Source organism: Paenibacillus sp. P36 (assembly GCF_045866505.1).
Lineage (GTDB): Bacteria > Bacillota > Bacilli > Paenibacillales > NBRC-103111 > Paenibacillus_E > Paenibacillus_E chondroitinus.
The window spans coordinates 2,831,717-2,848,236 of sequence record NZ_AP038372.1 but is presented as its reverse complement, the minus strand read 5'-3'; the positions used below and the strand labels follow the sequence as shown (position 1 = coordinate 2,848,236).

The 16,520-nt window shown below is 48.1% G+C and carries 13 protein-coding genes; all 13 read right to left on the bottom strand.

Features of this window, described 5'->3' with window-relative positions; translation table 11 throughout:
• Positions 1 to 16: 16 nt before the first annotated feature.
• The gene (locus tag ACKTT9_RS12745; protein WP_407871864.1) at positions 17 to 919 is read right to left on the bottom strand and encodes a sugar phosphate isomerase/epimerase family protein; all 903 of its coding nucleotides are present in this window, start codon (positions 917 to 919) and stop codon (positions 17 to 19) included.
• A gap of 27 nt (positions 920 to 946) precedes the next feature.
• Positions 947 to 2,047, bottom strand: a complete 1,101-nt coding sequence (locus ACKTT9_RS12740) for a Gfo/Idh/MocA family protein (RefSeq protein WP_407871863.1) — start codon at positions 2,045 to 2,047, stop codon at positions 947 to 949.
• Positions 2,048 to 2,060: 13 nt separating this feature from the next.
• Positions 2,061 to 3,044, bottom strand: a complete 984-nt coding sequence (locus ACKTT9_RS12735) for an aldose 1-epimerase (RefSeq protein ID WP_407871862.1) — start codon at positions 3,042 to 3,044, stop codon at positions 2,061 to 2,063.
• Between the two features lie 13 nt (positions 3,045 to 3,057).
• Positions 3,058 to 4,791, bottom strand: a complete 1,734-nt coding sequence (locus tag ACKTT9_RS12730; RefSeq protein WP_407871861.1) for a hypothetical protein — start codon at positions 4,789 to 4,791, stop codon at positions 3,058 to 3,060.
• 17 nt (positions 4,792 to 4,808) lie between these two features.
• On the bottom strand, positions 4,809 to 5,693 hold the full coding sequence (locus tag ACKTT9_RS12725) for an ABC transporter ATP-binding protein (protein WP_157318096.1): 885 nt from the start codon (positions 5,691 to 5,693) through the stop codon (positions 4,809 to 4,811).
• Position 5,694: 1 nt separating this feature from the next.
• Entirely contained in the window at positions 5,695 to 8,610 is a 2,916-nt protein-coding gene (locus ACKTT9_RS12720; RefSeq protein WP_407871860.1) for an FtsX-like permease family protein, read from the bottom strand.
• A 12-nt stretch (positions 8,611 to 8,622) separates the two neighbouring features.
• Complete coding sequence (locus ACKTT9_RS12715) at positions 8,623 to 9,651, bottom strand: efflux RND transporter periplasmic adaptor subunit (RefSeq protein ID WP_407873027.1); 1,029 nt, start codon at positions 9,649 to 9,651, stop codon at positions 8,623 to 8,625.
• Positions 9,641 to 10,345 (bottom strand): ABC transporter ATP-binding protein, encoded by a 705-nt coding sequence (locus ACKTT9_RS12710; RefSeq protein WP_157318094.1) that lies wholly within the window; start codon positions 10,343 to 10,345, stop codon positions 9,641 to 9,643. Before ACKTT9_RS12710 ends, ACKTT9_RS12715 begins: the two co-directional genes overlap by 11 nt.
• 87 nt (positions 10,346 to 10,432) lie before the next feature.
• A complete protein-coding gene (locus tag ACKTT9_RS12705; RefSeq protein ID WP_407871859.1) occupies positions 10,433 to 11,824 on the bottom strand; it encodes an S-layer homology domain-containing protein in 1,392 nt (463 codons plus the stop codon).
• 57 nt (positions 11,825 to 11,881) lie between these two features.
• Positions 11,882 to 13,246, bottom strand: a complete 1,365-nt coding sequence (locus ACKTT9_RS12700; protein ID WP_407871858.1) for an ABC transporter substrate-binding protein — start codon at positions 13,244 to 13,246, stop codon at positions 11,882 to 11,884.
• Between the two features lie 37 nt (positions 13,247 to 13,283).
• Positions 13,284 to 14,294, bottom strand: coding sequence for a hypothetical protein (locus tag ACKTT9_RS12695; protein ID WP_407871857.1), 1,011 nt, complete (start codon positions 14,292 to 14,294; stop codon positions 13,284 to 13,286).
• 73 nt (positions 14,295 to 14,367) lie between these two features.
• On the bottom strand, positions 14,368 to 15,681 hold the full coding sequence (locus tag ACKTT9_RS12690) for an ABC transporter substrate-binding protein (protein ID WP_157318091.1): 1,314 nt from the start codon (positions 15,679 to 15,681) through the stop codon (positions 14,368 to 14,370).
• A gap of 123 nt (positions 15,682 to 15,804) precedes the next feature.
• The gene (locus ACKTT9_RS12685) at positions 15,805 to 16,494 is read right to left on the bottom strand and encodes a hypothetical protein (protein WP_407871856.1); all 690 of its coding nucleotides are present in this window, start codon (positions 16,492 to 16,494) and stop codon (positions 15,805 to 15,807) included.
• Between the last annotated feature and the right edge of the window lie 26 nt (positions 16,495 to 16,520).

Here is a 16,520-nt window from a genome sequence, read left to right as displayed (position 1 = left end):
CCTCATCCTTTACCTTTTAACCGCCGATTGCTTTCAGCTTGTCGTCAAGGAACTTTTTCGCGCGCGGGATATCCTGCTCATCCAGATGCTCGATAATAATGGGTATATTCGGGTGAAGCTTAGACAGCTTTTGCAAATATAAGTCATAGTTCAGAATTCCAAGTCCAGGAGCTGGAAGCTCAACGGCGCCTGCACCACGGAAGGTGTGCGATTCAACGGCGTCAATTTCCGCATGTTTCTCCGACAAATCTTCAGCAGGCTTGCAGTCCTTGGCATGAGCAATTTTTATTTTATCTCCAAGCGTGTGGAAAATGCGGTTCAGCGTCTCGTCGACGCTGCCAATGTTGCTGTCCGTGAAATAGTTCGTCGGGTCCATCAGCAGGCCAAGACCTGGATGATTCACATCGGAGAATAAACGAGTCAGCGCGTCAACGGAACCGATTACGTTATTTACGTAGTTTTCCACAAGGAATACCGATCCATGGTCATAAGCAAATTTGGCTAACGATTCGATTTGACGGCACGTCTCCTCGTAAGCTTCTTCCGAGCCATTTTTCGGGTCCCACACCCAGTCGCTTTCCGTGTTGTAAGTCCCCGTCTCACTGATGACATACGGCGTCCCCAAATCGCGGGCAAATTTCAGCAAAGTCTGAAGTCCGAACAGGTTTTGTTCACGTTTCTTCGGGTCTGGATGAATGATGTTCGTATAACCGGAAATACAGACGATCGGCAAATTGGCATCACGGAAGGCATCACGAATCCGGTGGCATTTTTCCTTTGTAAGCGATTCGTAGGCAAGGTCCATGTCTTTGAAGGACAAATCCAGTTGAACACAGGAAAATCCGTCTCTTTTCATGCGGGAAATGGATTCCTCCAAGGAATAAGGATAGTACCCGTTAAAAATACCGACTGAGATCATTAGAAATTTCCTCCTCGAAAGTCTATTTTATTGAAATGAAGTTGCTACTTCAGAAAATAAAACTGTCCTGCCTTCGGCAATTGACTTGTAACAAGCATCAACTGCCGCCATGGACTTCAAGTTGTCTCGTCCGCCGATTTCCGGCTCGCTATCGGTCTCAACAGCCCGAAGCAGCTGCGCCATCGTACCTTGGAAGGCATCCGGAAACCAGACTTCCTCCCATGTCGGCCGGAACCACTGATTCGGCGCTTGCCTTGTTGTAAACTCCAGCGTGCTCGGCGATCTCTCCGGGTAAACCGGCCACCCGATCGTGCCCTGTGCCATGCCATCTAGTCCCTCAACCCGCCATTTGATATAAATGTCCTTCTCGTTGCCTTCCCCAGGCCAAGCCCAGACGTCATCGAGACTGGTTGCCATTAACTCGTTCGCATACTGGAACGTATATTGCGATATCCCGTCTATATGCGGGAATTTGGTGCGGGGGTCGCTGCGCGTAACGGCTGTAACTCTCTCTGGATCGCCGAACAAATACCTGAACACATCAATATGATGAATCCCCATATTCAATATCTCAAGGTGCTCATACTTATGCAGAAAATCCTGCCAATGCGGAATCGCGCGCATGTCTATCGACGCTAACACAGGCTGCCCCAGATATCCCCGGTCAAGTATAGTCTTGAGGGCACGCATCGATTGGTCGTACCGCATGTTGGAATTGACGGCGATTTTGATCCCTGCATTCTCGCACAAGTCCACGATTTCCTTAGCTTCTTTAGAGTTCATCGCCAACGGTTTTTGACACAAAATGCCCTTGATATGCTTCATCTTCACCGCAAGACGAACAACTTCAAGCTGCCGGTCAGGAGGAAACGCAATATCCAGAATCTCGATTTGCTCATCTTGAACGAGCTCCTCCCACGTCCTGTGCACAGTTTTAATGTTCCGCAGTTCTGCAACGGCTTTGGCATTATCGTAGGTTCTCGATGCGATCGCCACTGGATTGAAACCAGCATCGCGATAAGCGACAAGATGGCAGTCTCGCATAATGAACCCGGAACCGATGCAGCCGATACGGAAATCTTTGCGTACCGGCCATTCCGGCCTGATATTCAAGTCTAAGTTAACCAAACGCAGCGCCTCCTTATTTTTCAATCCACATCCCTGTCGTGAAGCGGACTTGTTCACCTGCCCGTATGCCTCGGGCTCCTGTCAGTTCGTGTTCGTAAGGGAGATTAAAGGCATCCGTAACATAGGTGTAAGGCTCCAAAGAATAAGATGATGCCCAATCTGGCCGAAATAAGACCACATAAGGAAAGGTTTGATCGAACTGGTAAGCAATCGTATAGTTCCGATTTTTCATCTCAATCCGGCATGTTCGCTCACTATCCTGACCCATGGTTATCAGGGAACAGCCAAGCAGCGGGTAGTTCTCGATAGAAGCACCTTGCCGAAGCTCTCGGCTGAATGCCGATTCCTCCGGCGTGCCGATGACGAATGCCTGGTTCGTAACGGGCCATTCCCCAGCCGCAGGTACACGAAGTGCGATCTCTTCCCCGTCCCCGAACGGTACTGCAAAGTAAGGGTGCAGCCCAAAAGCGAACGGGGCCTCCTCCACGCCTTTATTTTCAATCCCCCCTTCCAGATAAAGTCGACCAGCCTTCAGCCGATACGTCATTGTAAAGACCAGCATATGAGGAAAATAGGCCATAATCTCAGGATGATCAGCATAACGAAATTGGCTGGTGACCCAAGCCCCTTCCTCCTCGGAAGCGCCGTAGCCTACCACTTTCCATGCTTTGGAACATAGTTCACCATGCAAATGATGGTCAGGAGGCTCGTTCAGAGGCAGCTTATATTCACGTCCCTTGAATAAAAAACGGCCGTTTCGAACCCTGTTCGGCGGAGATAACAGGGGTGTCCCGTATTTAAACACCTCATTCTGTTCATGCCATAATGAGCTTAAGCTCGCAGGCGGCATGAGAACTTCAACCCCATCGCACGTGAAACGATAGAGATTATTGCCGATTGCCGGGATCAGCTCCGCGGAGGAGCGGCTTTCTTCATCGGTTAACCGTATGATGGAGAATCCCTCTTTGAGTAAGGGGCCAGCCCAATATGTACTCATATGCCCCTCCTTTTTACCAATAAAATTCTTCCTGTAATCGGCGATACTGGCCTGAACGAAGAGGTGCTTTCTCGAATATTTTCCGGTTGTTATAAAAGGGGTGATGCGTCCCTGCCGGACTCAGGTGAATGACATCATCCCCGCGCCAACGCGTGATAAACTCCTGCCCTACCGCCTTCTCTATGGTTTGGCGCTCACTAAGCGGGAAGGTTAGTGTAATCTTCTCCCCTGCCTGTACAGGGCCGAGCGCGAGGAAGCGTTGATTCACCCACATGCTCGGTTCGCTGCCGGATTGTGTCCGTACGCTATCGCCGAGTTCACGGTAGACTTCCACCTTCGCGTAACCTGCCCATTCAGGGATGCGGACCAGCAATCTTGGCACGCTGCGATGAATCTCCAGCTCCACCTTGCCCTCGTGGGGCAAATGACTGGAGACATCCAGCCAACGTGAGCCCCGGTTCAACAAAAAGTTAACGCTAATCGTCCCGTTATGCTCCGTAATCGTATTGCTCCAGCCCATGAACAAACCGCGCGTCCCCGAGCCGATACAGCAGGTTTGCAAATCGCTGGTATGCCCTCTGCCTCCACTGACATTACAGCAGAAATCATTTGGAGCGGAGTAACCGGCGAATGCGCCACGCGTACGTTCCGCTACATTAAAAAATGACTTCATCCCAACATCATCGTTGGCTTTATTGTCAGCTCCCACAACCCAATCCAGATTCAGCAGCTGCGACTCCGTTAAGTGGTTGCGCAGGAAGCGTTCTACGATACCCCAGTACTCGACATACCCAACTCTAGCCAGCGTAATTCCCGTAGAAATCAAGTCAACGAGCGAACAAGTTTCATGCTCAAAAGCCTGTTCGTGCATGTCGCCAGGCGTCCAGCCAAACGTTGTGGAGCGAGTTAACGCCCAGTCATAGCTCTTTTTGACGAAATGGATGATTGAAGCGTCCTGGGTATGCAAAGCAAAACGTGCGAGCGCATCAAGCGTACCAATGCGGGTATGGAAGTGGCCGCTGCGGTAAGCAAGCGAATCGTTAAAGCTGCCATCCGGATTGAACACACCGCTGCGATGAACGATAAGCGCCGAGAAAAACTGGCACAGCTCGAAAGCATCCATATTTCCTGTCAGCTCATAATATTTGAGCAGCGGCATGACCAAACGTCCGCAGAAGGCCGCCGGATCGGGGGCCAACCGAAGCTGGACCGCGTTCGTGGACGGCCAGCCATTGACGGTGTACTCGGAAGCCGGGTAGTACCACACATCCTTTTCCTTAATAGCGATACGTTTGAGCGCAGCTACATGTTTATCAGCCACATGCTTGATTTTACGGTCGCCTGTTGACATAAACCAGGAAGTCAAAGCGAGAATGACAGCCCGCTGGTCAATCAAGTTTGCATTCGTTTCCCAAGGTGCCTTCGGATTGATTTGCCGATAACTAAGTCCATCTTCTTTAAAAAAGCTGAGGAAGTTAGCTCGGTAACGCTCTTCAATATCCCGCCCCCGTTCGTCTCCTGTCATATGTCTGGCCAAAATAAGAGCATCCACCAAGCGGCCATGGCTGGAGCCGTAATCCCAATCCCCATGGGTCAAAAACGCCGGTTTCTCCATCAAGTTCGCTGCAAAAAAAGGAATATACCCGAAATCCTCGTCTGCCATCCCGATAATGGCGCTAAGCACGTGCCCTGCCCGATCCTCCAGCAGGAGGGTATCCGGTATTTGTTTCGTTTCCTGACTAATCATCGACAATTGCTCCTTCGTTATACTTTGATTGGAGGTATGAGCACGATCCTGCCGTCCTCCACCGTAACCTTCACTTTGTTCGTTTCTTTCATGCCGATGGTTTCCAAGTAGCTCGCCGGAATTTGCAGCCGACCGGCTTGGTCAAGCACCGCATATTCGTCGTGAGACTCCTCTTCTTCCTCTTCAATGCCTTCTTCTAAATCCTGCATTTCTTGCTCATACGACTTACGCCGTAAAATTTCTGACGACGTGCGTCCGTCCCGGATCGCAACGACACGATCCACTTTCTTGGCGAGCATGGGATCATGTGTCACAATCACGATCGTGAGCCCTAGTTCCCGGGACAGCTGCCGGAACAAATCAAGGATTTGGTTCGCCATGCGCGTATCGACCGAGCCCGTGGGTTCATCCGCAAGCAGCAGCTTCGGATGGTTGGCAAGGGCAATCGCAATCGCCACGCGCTGCTGCTCTCCACCGGATAACTGGTTCAACTTGTTATTCCTTCTGTGGCTAAGCCCAACGGCTTCCAGCAGCTCAAGCGCGCGCTCCCGTTTCCGTTTGCCCTGCAGCAGAATGGGCAGCTCCACATTTTCCTGAGCGGTCAAATAAGGGATTAAGTTGCGCGCATTGTTCTGCCAGACAAAGCCGACGGACTCGCGCTTATATTTGACGAGGTCCTTCTCGCGTATGCTGAGCAGGTCCTTGCCGTCTACGATCAAACGCCCGGCAGAAGGACGATCAAGTCCGCCAAGCATATTCAGCAGCGTCGATTTGCCGCTTCCGCTATTGCCGATAATAGCCATCAGCTCGCCAGCTTCCACATGCAGATCCAAACCTTGCAGCGCCACGACTTCCAAATCGGCAATTTTGTAGATTTTAACCAGATTATCGCAATGGATCATCTTAATCCTCCCCAAGCTTCACGGCCTGATGTATCCGGATTCGCGAGACGATATGTCCGAGCACCACAAGCCCAATTGTAATCATGACGGTAACGATCGCGTACAGCCGCTCATGGTCGCGCGGATCGAACGTAACTTGAAACGGAGGTACTTGCGTGCTGGGATCGAACGATAACTCGAATAAGGGAACAAACAAGTGACTAGCGATGTTGCCCGTCATCATCCCAATAAGAATTGCTGCGCCCGATACCATCACTTGTTCACCGATCAGCATACCAATGAGTTGAAAAACGGAAACGCCCATCGCCCTGAAAATCCCGAACTGCAGAGTCCGAGCGGATAACGACAACACCCAGTAGAGCAGGAACCCGAAAAAGCAAACGACAACCGAAATGATAAATCCTAACGTCATAACACCATTAATCGCGAGTTGAAAAGGATCTTTGACAGCTATGATCTGCGCTTGCTTGGCGTCGGTCAAAGACTCGATATCATACCCATGTTTGATCACGGCCTGATACACGGCTTGACTGCTTGCTTCCGGTTTCAGTTTCATCCAAACCTCATAAGGCTCTATCCCAATGTTATTCTGAATGTACGTGAGGTGACCGACGATTAGCATCGGTTTCTTTACCTTCGTGGTCGTCCCTTGCTTCGTAGTAACCGAAATCGTATCGCCCGCTCCCGGATTAGGATTCCAGGAAGGCCAATAATTAATGATCCCGAAGACGGTCACGGAGGCAGGTTCGAGGTTCCCCCAACCGACCGTCAGGGTATCTCCTACTTGGACGCCGTATTCTTCCGCTACCGACTTTGATATCAGAACCGCGGAAGGATTTTTGGCAATTAAATTTAAATACTCATAAATATGATGATCCAACAAATGATCTCTCAACCACGCCGTCTCGCCGAAAGCTTTGGTGTCTATGCCCATCAGCTCAACTTTGGCGTTCGTTTTGCCTTTGGTGAAGGATGCATCGTTTTTGACAAACACCTTAGCGGCATGTTCCACGCCTGGCAGCTGAGTAAACGGTAAAAAAGACGGCTCGCTGTATTGAACCTTAGGCGGTGGAGTTACTGCAGCATCGTCCGATGAAGCCTCTTCAGACGAACTGTCATCGCTCGATTCCTCTGCACCAAACAAGATAGCCGGTGGCGCATCGTTTTCCCAATGAATCTGCATGACGATATCGGAACCGGCGGAATACCGGATTTTATCCGTCGTGTTCTGATTAATGGTACGTGTAGCGCTTGCGCTGAACAGTCCGGTAGCGATCGTAATGATGAGAAACACCATAATAAATTGATACTGAATAATCGAACGGCTCACCTGGATTAAAGTCGTGTACACGGTTGGCGGCCACCAGCGTTTCCCGATTCGGTACAAAAGCTTCATGAATAAGGGATATAAACGAAGCACGAGCAAGCCGAGTCCGAAAATAAACATCGCGGGAATGAGAAACAACAAGGGATCTACTCGTAAATCGCCTGATTTCAAACCGAGTGAAAGGATATCTTTGACCCTCGTTTTGTAATTCTGCAATCCGTACAACGAAATACCGATGATCGCGATATCGAGGAAAAATTTATGCCAAAAAGACTGTTTCTGCAGTCTCGCTGATTGCTGCTTGTGGCCGACAATGGTGACTCTTGTGGCAAGGATTACGGGAATAATCGTCATGACAAGCGATGCTGAAATTGCGATCAACGCATAGAGAAAAGCATCCTGATTAAGCGCAGTTTCCAGCTTTGCGCGTTGGACAAATTCAAGAAATCCACTAGAAGCACCTAATAAGCTTGTAATCGATTCGCCAATATACGGCCCGACCCCATAGGCAATCGCCCCAAGCACTACGCCTTCAACGGCGTAACTAAGCACAATTTGCCAACGGCTGGCTCCCCGGCTGCGCAGCACGGCGATCTCTGTTTTTTGCCTTTCCGTGATGAGGTTAGCCACCATGTATAAGTAAAATGCGAGCATCAGCATAACAGGCACATTAAGTGACCATAACATTTTCCGCAAATTCGCTTCTTTCACATAATAGTTAGTGAGTGTTTGGAGCGCTGGCACGTTTTTATTGTGGTTTTCATAATGAGCATCCATGTAGGTATTGATCGCTTCATCGTTGTACAGAAATCCGTCAGCGGAGGCCAAAGTCAACAACTTGTAATCAAGCGCAAAATACCAATAGCTGGATTGAACATTTAACTTGCCATCCACCGTAAACGCTTTCTCGAACAATTGAAAATCGATGAGAAAGCTGTTTTTATAACTGCTCGTATTGTTGTACCAAAAAATATCGGTGTAGTCTTTACGGTCGAACACACCGACAGGTTTAATGGAGATCGGCTCCTGCAAACCCGCATCTTTGATGATAAAAACGGTGTTCAGCACCATCCCGAGCTCAGTTAATGCCTCTGGGGCAACTAGGGCTTCATACACACCGTTAACCGGCTCTTTCGCCGGAAGCCGTCCATCTACGAGTCTGATGTGATTCTCCATGCCATCGATCGCGGAAATATCCGCCGACCTTTGAACGTTAATATCGATTTTATCCGGCTCAGCTGGCGTTAAATTGTAACGTTGTGTTGCTCTTTCACGTACGAAGGACTGCACCGGGATGCCGAATCGTCCTTCTTTTCCCTTAAGAAACTGCTCGGTTTCTGCTATCGTGACATGCTTCGGTTGTTTTTCTTGCGCGGAAAAAGAGGCCGACAGCCAATAAATGCCCGGATATTGATTGCTGCCCAGCTGCAGCTGCTGCATTTCTTGAATGAGCAGCCGTTGCAAAATGGCACTCGTATAAATCGGCATGCTGCTCGCCAATGCGACGGACAGCACAAGCCCGAACAACAAGCTAAGCTCAAGCCATTTATTATTGATCATTTTGCGCAAGATCATGATAAATAACGCCAACGTCTTAGCCTCCTAGTTGTTCAGGATAATCTGCTGCCCTTCGCTTAACCCTTTGCGAATTTCCACTTCTGTCGCCGCAACGATGCCCTTCTCCACATCAATTTCTTTGCGGCTTTCACCATCGAGCACCTGGACGAAATCCCGACCCATGTAGTTGCGAAGTCCAGCCCTTGGGATCACCATCACCTGATCGCGCTTCTGGGTCACAATCGTGATATCGGCCTGATTGCCAATCACGACATCCGGTGGCAAACCTGTCACCTGAATGTAGATGGCTTTCGCATTTTTGTCCTGAATCGCTTTATTACTGTTTGGTGGCGCAGAGAGAGGCGTTTGAACAACCTTCCCCGGGTAGGTTTTATCTTTGATTTTCACAGTTACATCCATGCCGACTTCGACTCCACCCAGATCATTGCTACTTGAAGCCGTATAAACGAGCTTCATCTGTTTCTGATCAGAAAGCGTGATGACTTGTTTGTAAGCAACGACTTGATCCCCTGGCTGAAGCGTATCGATAAACGTCACAATCCCATCAATGGTAGAAGTCAGCCTTGTATTCTGGAGTTGATTCTGGAGCGATTCCAATTGCAGCTGGGCGCTCTCCATATCGAGCAGCTTCATCCGAATATCGGGATCGTCGCCATCTTTCTCCGCCATGGCTTGCTGAAGTGAAATTTTCAGCTTCTCAATGGCGATTTGCTGGAGCTTCACTCTCATATCCAAATCAGACGTTTCTGTTGTTGCCAGTACGTCCCCGGCTTTTACCTGATCCCCCAGTTTGACGTTGATTTGCTTCAAACGTCCGCCGGACTCCGAGTAAAATAAATAGTCCATTTTATCAGAAGCAAATGTCGCAACACCCGTAATTTGTTGGGTAATATTGCTGCGTTTGACCGTGTACAGGTTTAAGATTTCCTTAGCGGGCTCGACAAGCGGTGGTTTCAGCTCACCTTCCTCAACGGGCAAGAGCGCGCACCCCGCCAGCAGCCACGCCATGCAGCATAGGCCAATAACCGGCATAACTGCGCGTTTAAGTCGCATCGACAATTTGTCCATCCTCCAATGCGTAAACATGATCGGCATAACTCATAATGGCGGGATCATGCGTTGTGAGGATAATCGTCATGCCCTCATGCTGCACCAAATCTTTGAATACCCGCATCACTTGCGCCCCCATTTTGCTGTCTAATTCAGCCGTCGGTTCATCTGCAAGAATTAACGTCGGTTTGTGGGCAATCGCTCTTGCAATCGCCACCCGCTGCTGCTCTCCCCCAGACATTTCAAACGGCCTATGCTTCATCCTCGCTTTAAGCCCTACATATTCTAGTGCACTCTCCGTATACTCCTTAAAATTCACCGACTTTACCCCGGCAATACGCAAGCCAAACTCTACATTCTCATACGCTGTCATTAACGGAACAAGGCCAAAAGATTGAAAAATAAGCCCCATATCCTTTCGCCGGAGGGCGTTACGTTTGCTCTCGGAATAGCCGCTGATTTCATTGCCGTTAAAAAACACCCGTCCTTCTGTCGGTCTATCCAGCGCACCCAGAATATTGATTAATGTGGTTTTGCCAGAGCCCGAACGACCTCTGAGTGCAATGAGCTGCTTGGAAGGAATACTTAAGCTCGCTCCTCTTAACGCATGAACAGCTGCAGAGCCGCGTCCAAATATGCGAGTGACACCTTCCGCTTGAACCAGAGGTGCAGAGCTTGCTTGTTGAAGGACATTCATGACCACTCACGCTCCTATATGTGCGGATTTGGCTAGAGAAAGAACTCCAGTTCGAAAACTGGAGTTCGACATGTTGATGCAAAGCTATTAGCCGTTTTGCAGTGTCCACAAAACAAGTGCGTCCAAAAGCTTCCAACTATCTTCAGTAGCGTTATCATAATTACCGGCAAAGGAGAAGAAGGAAAGACGCGCTTGCACCTCATAGCCGCTATCGGAGTGCGTTCCTTTGTTGTAGTAGAAAATGGTTGCTTCTTTCGGTTTTCCTGGAACTGTCGCAATAACCGTAGCGTCCTTGCCTGGAAGACCATAAGCCATAGCTGTTTTTGGATCTGTCGTTAATAGAAGGTCTACTTCACCTGAAAGTCCTGCCGCAGCTTTATCTTTTGGCTCAGCAATCGTTGTAGACTTGATATTATATTCGTTGGTATTCTCCTCTTGAGAGGAAAGACCTAGATAGTACATGCCGTGATTTTTCAAGTAAACCGTTGGAATCGCAATATCTTTCATAATGCCGGAACGAAGATATTTGGAGTTGAGCGTGTTGCTGACGAAAACCAAATCATATCCATCTGCTTTATCTGCCGTAAACTTATCACAGTTGACCCATGTCACTTTGAAACCAAGATCTTTCAAACGGTTAATAATTTTCTCATCATCCGGATTTTCTTTCAGTTGTGTCATTTGCGAGCTTTGACGTGTGATGAAAAGCAATTTTTTGCCTTGTGCGGAAATTTCGCCAGCTGGCGCCGCAGGATCTTTGCCAGTCTCTGGTTTGACCTCTGGTTCTTCTGTTTGTTCCGGCTCACTACCGGAAAGAATTTGTTTGGCTGCAAAGCTTGCTAGAGCCAGCATTTTACGTGTAGCGGATGTTTTTCCGCTAAATTTACCTGCCGATTGATTTGCTAGCAGGTTTTTCTCTAGTGCAAGAGAAACATAACCTTTGGCCCAGTCATCTACCGTAGAATCATCAACCGGCGTAGCTGCAGCTGCATCGTCATCCAGACCTAATCCGCGAATCAAGAAAGCTGCAAGCTCTTGACGGGACACGTCGCCAGCCGGTTTGTACGTTTTGCCTTCTGCATCATAACCATTGGTAAGTCCCGCCTTCTTCAATGCTTCAATATAAGGAAGCGCATAGGAATTGGCTGGATCGTCACTTCTGACGTCAGTAAAAGAAGAAACCGTCAGCGTATCGTCAACTTCGAGGTTAAAAATAATCGCAGCCACTTTCGCAAACTGTGCCCGATTCATACGAGCATCCAGTCCGAACGTATCTTCCGTCAACCCATTAAAAACACCGTCTTGAATCAGTGAATCAAACTTATCCTTATCTGCCTGCGGTAAATTTTTCAAATCTTTGAAGTCATCAACACTTTTAACCGTTGCGGCAGGTGTATCCGTGTCTGCTGCGAAAGCAAACGGAAGGACAGTTAGGGACATGAGAAGGATGGACAGTAGCGAGAATACAAATTTTTTCACGTGAACTCACCTTTCTAAATTTGATTTGTGATGTATGTTAGCATGGTTGGTAAACGGTTATTTGGTCGTGCTCGCAGCCTTATTAATTTCAGTTTTAGCTGCCTTTGCGGTCTCAATCGCTTTCGTAGCTTGCTCCTGAACCATCCTGAGCGCTGTTACGGAATCTTTGGACTCCTTAAAAATCAGCGGTTGGAATACGCCTTGAACAGGTACGTCATACCAAACTAAACCAGGATTACGTGCAGCAGGAGGCATCGCATTTTGACTGCTAAAAATGGATTCTACGTGCTTACCTTGCATTTGAGGCAGGTTTTTCCCGAAGGCTGCTTTGACCGCATCCGTCTGGAGCGGACCGATGACACCTTCTTTGGCAAGCTCAATTTGATGCTCTTCCGAAAGCAGTGCATCCATGACCTGGAAGGCAAGATCTTTTTTCTTGGATTGCTTCGTGATGTACATCGAGTACACATTCGGCTGATATTTCGTGTTAGGAGCATCACTTAAAGACGGAACAGAAGCAATGTCGAAATTCAAGTTTTTGTTTTCCTCATAGAACTTGACCAAATGGTCACTCACCGTTGCCACGGCCATAGCGATGCTTGGCTTTGAAGCAAACGTTTCCACGGTATCGAACTGGTTGGCTGGAATGTCGTAGAACCTTCTCATGTTGTCTACTAGCTTCTTCCAATTTGGATCGCTCATATCTCCTTTATCCTCAGTTTTGCTTAACGGGGACAAGGACAATTGATTATAATTTAAATAATGGCCCGGGTTTTGAGAGAAACCTTTGTACGTAACGTCACCTTCAACGCGCGTCAGCTTTTTCGCCAACTCGTAGATCTCATCGTATGTCATGCCGTCTTTCGGGTAATCAACACCGAATTTATCGAAAATATCTTTGTTGTAAAATAAAGCAAAATCGTTGTTATAGAACGGAAGCCCGTATATTTTTCCATCCGGGGTTAAATTTTTGATTTGCGCCATATAAGCCGGATTCAATTTGCTCGTATCGAAGTTATACTTTTTGATCAGATCGCTAATATCATATTGAAGGTCATTATCGATCAAATACCTTTGAACGTTCATCCGAGTGTCGTCCATGATGATATCAGGAATCGTCCCGGCTGCGATCAAGTCCTTGTACTGTCTGCCCGGATTGTCCCAAGCGACGTGTTTGATCGTGACATTCGGAAATTTCTTCTTAATAAAGTCTCCGACTTGTTTCTGAAAAATTTCCTCTTTGACATAATAAGCCGGCCATACGGTATAAATAAACAATTCGTTATCCGGTGATGCTTGGGCTTGCGGTGAGGTTTTCTCATCCGTTCCACCCGGTTTGGCACTTGGAGCTGCCTCGTTCGTGCATCCAGCCGCCAGCGCAAGGGTAAGCGCAAGAGCCAGACTTATTTGTACTCGTTTCATTACGACTATGACCTCCTTCATGAACCGCAAGATTTAGTTATCCGTTCTGCAGCGTCCACAAAACAATGTTATCCCAAAGTTTCCAGCCCGCATCCGTAGAAGTATCCTGCATGCCGTTACTCCAATAGTAGTAGGATAATCGCGCTTTCACTTCATAACCGTTATCGCCTTTCGCGCCTTTATCATAGTAATAAAGAGCAGCCTTCGTTTTGTCGCCAGGAACCGTAGCGATCACTTTCGCTTCCTTGCCTGGAATCCCATAGCTGACGCCGAAATTATCGCCGGTTTCCGTGTAAACTTCTACAGTGCCAGATAATCCACCGGCAATCTTAGATTTGCTATCGACGATATCAATGGATTTCAACTTCTTAACCGTCGTGCCTTCCTCTTGGGAGGAGAGTCCGAGATAGAACATCCCGTGGCTTTTCACATACACCGTTGGAATCGCAACTTCTTTCATCGCACCTGTTTTCAAAAATTTTGAATTCGTAGTTTGGCTGACGTAGATCAAATCGTACCCTTTCGTCGCATCAGCGGTAAGCTCGCGATCTGCAAGATGGGTTACGCTAAATCCCATCCCTTTCAAACGGCTTGCAATCGCAACGTCTTCAGCGGGAAGCGGCTCGGAATCCCTGCCGACAAGAAGCACTTTCTTCCCTTGCGGAGAAACTTCCGCTTTCTGAGCTGCCTCTGGTTGGCTCGCAGCCGGCGCTGGCGCAGCCGTTGCCTGGGCAGGTGCTTCACTTGCCTTCGCTGTGGAAGCCGCAGCCGGCGCCTTCGTTGCATCAGCTGTAGGGCTTGCCGCTTTCGTTACTTCCACGGTTGCAGCAGGCGTTGCTGAAGCTGCCGGTGTTGACGAAGCTGCGGGAGACTCTGAAGCCTTCGCCGTAGCGGTTGGAGTCGCCGATGGTGTTGCCGTTGCTGTCGCTGTTACCGTTGACGCAGGTGTTGTCGACACGCCCGGATCAGCTGCTTTCTCTGAGGATGAACAGGCGCTCATCGCAATAGTCATAAACACAGCGATGAGGAGCAATAGTAAACGTTTCATGAAATGGGTCACCCCTTTTTCAAATTGGAATGAAGGCCCCTCCAATGTTTGGATGAAGGAGCCCTATACTGCATTATTGGGCGGCTTTCTCAGTCTGAATCGCTTTCGTTGCAGATTCTTCAATCATGCGCAGTGCGGTTACGGAGTCCTTGGATTCTCCGAAGATCAGAGGCTGGAACACGCCGTGTACCGGCACGTCAATGTAAGTTAAACCTGAAGCGCGAGCCGCTGGCGGCATGGCATTTTTGCCGTAGAAGATAGCTTGCGTATGTTTCCCTTGCATTTGCGGCAAGTTTTTACCGAAAGCTTCTTGTACTTTCTGCGTTTGCAGCGGTCCGATGATGCCTTCTTTCGCAAAGTTGATTTGCATCTCTTCAGACAGCAGATACTGGATCACTTGGAAAGCTTGATCTTTCTTGGTCGACTGTTTGGTAATGTATGCCGAGTATAGATTTGGCTGAGCTTTGACGCCCGGCGCATCTGAGAAGGATGGCATTGCAGCGATATCAAAGTTCAAGTTTTTATTTTGCTCATACCACTGAACGATCTTCTCTGTCACGTGAACACTCATCGCCATTTTCCCTTTCGGGAAATCATCGACGGATGTAAATTGGTTAGCCGGAATCTCGTAGAAACGTCTTAAATTGTCGACTTCCTTCTTCCAGCCCGGAGTATTCATCTCCGCCTTATCTTCCGTCAAACTAAGAGGTGAAAGGGAAAGCTGATTATAAGTCATATACAAACCAGGATGCTGTTGGTAACCTTTGTACGTATTTTCACCTTCGACACGAGTCAGCTTTTTAGCTAATTCATAAACTTCATCATAGGTCATTCCGTCTTTCGGGTAATCCACACCGAATTTATCAAAAATATCTTTGTTATAGAACAAAACGAAATCGCTTAATTGGAAAGGCAAACCATAAATTTTCCCTTCCGGCGTTACGTTTTTCATTTGCGTCATTGCCGCAGGATTCAATGTGCTTGTGTCAAAATTGTACTTTTTAATCAAATCCGTCATGTCATACTGCAAATCGTTTTTCAAAATATTGCGCTGCAAGTTCATCCGGGCGTTATCAATAACAATGTCAGGTATCGTACCTGCTGCAATCAGATCTTTATATTGCCGGCCAGGATTATCCCATTGTACATGTTTGAACGTGAGGTCTGGAAATTTCTTCTTGAGGTATTGCCCCACTTGTTTCTCCCAGATATCTTCTTTGGCATAAAAGGCTGGATACACGGTATAAATGAATATTTCGTTATCCGGTGATTTGTTTGCTGAGGCAACCGGCTGCTGTTTATCGCTTTGAGCGGGCTCGGACGTACAGCCTGTCAGGATAACAAATGCCGACGTGATCGCTAAAGATGCTTTGAGAAATTTTTTCATTTTCTCTATGAACCTCCCAATCGTGATTTCAAATTTTGTATACTTTAACTTTATTACGAAATGTTTACGTTTACATTAGGGGGGTTCTCCAACATTATAGGTTGTTTGTTGCATCATTCCGATTCAACCTTTCCCCACTGCCCAGTGAACGGCTGCATCAAAAAGCTTCCATCCATTATCCGTCCTGTTAATTTCTTCCCCGCCTGTCAAATTGAAAAACAAGCGCTTGGCCGGCAAAACTTGGCCGCTCATATTTTTCGTACCTTTGTCAAAAGCACAAATCACGGCACGTTTATCGTTATCCGCTGCTGAGGCGATAATGACGCCCCCCTGCGGCACAACAAAGTTGATCTTCGCTTCTTCTTTATAAATATCCACTTTACCCGGTAATCCGGCCGCAAGCTCATGCTTACTCTCTTTTATCGCGATTGACAGGCCGGTATATTCGCCGTAATCCGAATCATCTTTGCTGGCCAATCCCACTTCGCCTAATATTTTGCCATTGGCATAAATGACAGGCGCAGTTGATCCGAGCAATTTATCCGCAACGCGATGAGAACCTGCGAATGAACTGACAAAGACCAAGCCGTAATTGGCCGGCTGTTCCGGAGTAAGCTCTTTATCTGACATCAGCGTAACCTCATAGCCAAGCTCCTTGAAATGCTTCATCACAATTCGATCGTTTGCACTGTCCGTGCCGACAAAAAGGACCTTCTTCCCGTTTCCAGCGTCTTTTTGCGTCGTCGGCATGGAACAGGCAGCGCTTGCAAAAATCAGGATGACGATTATTAAGTAAGAAAACAACCGCTTCATTAACTCCCCGCCTCTCTCAAGAACTC

Excerpts from the sequence above, each read along its gene's own strand:
- ACKTT9_RS12745 (WP_407871864.1), bottom strand. The coding sequence starts at position 919 with ATGATCTCAGTCGGTATTTTTAACGGGTACTATCCTTATTCCTTGGAG.
- ACKTT9_RS12735 (WP_407871862.1), bottom strand. The coding sequence starts at position 3,044 with ATGAGTACATATTGGGCTGGCCCCTTACTCAAAGAGGGATTCTCCATC.
- ACKTT9_RS12730 (WP_407871861.1), bottom strand. The coding sequence starts at position 4,791 with ATGATTAGTCAGGAAACGAAACAAATACCGGATACCCTCCTGCTGGAG.
- ACKTT9_RS12725 (WP_157318096.1), bottom strand. The coding sequence starts at position 5,693 with ATGATCCATTGCGATAATCTGGTTAAAATCTACAAAATTGCCGATTTG.
- ACKTT9_RS12715 (WP_407873027.1), bottom strand. The coding sequence starts at position 9,651 with ATGCGACTTAAACGCGCAGTTATGCCGGTTATTGGCCTATGCTGCATG.
- ACKTT9_RS12710 (WP_157318094.1), bottom strand. The coding sequence starts at position 10,345 with ATGAATGTCCTTCAACAAGCAAGCTCTGCACCTCTGGTTCAAGCGGAA.
- ACKTT9_RS12700 (WP_407871858.1), bottom strand. The coding sequence starts at position 13,246 with ATGAAACGAGTACAAATAAGTCTGGCTCTTGCGCTTACCCTTGCGCTG.
- ACKTT9_RS12695 (WP_407871857.1), bottom strand. The coding sequence starts at position 14,294 with ATGAAACGTTTACTATTGCTCCTCATCGCTGTGTTTATGACTATTGCG.
- ACKTT9_RS12690 (WP_157318091.1), bottom strand. The coding sequence starts at position 15,681 with ATGAAAAAATTTCTCAAAGCATCTTTAGCGATCACGTCGGCATTTGTT.
- ACKTT9_RS12685 (WP_407871856.1), bottom strand. The coding sequence starts at position 16,494 with ATGAAGCGGTTGTTTTCTTACTTAATAATCGTCATCCTGATTTTTGCA.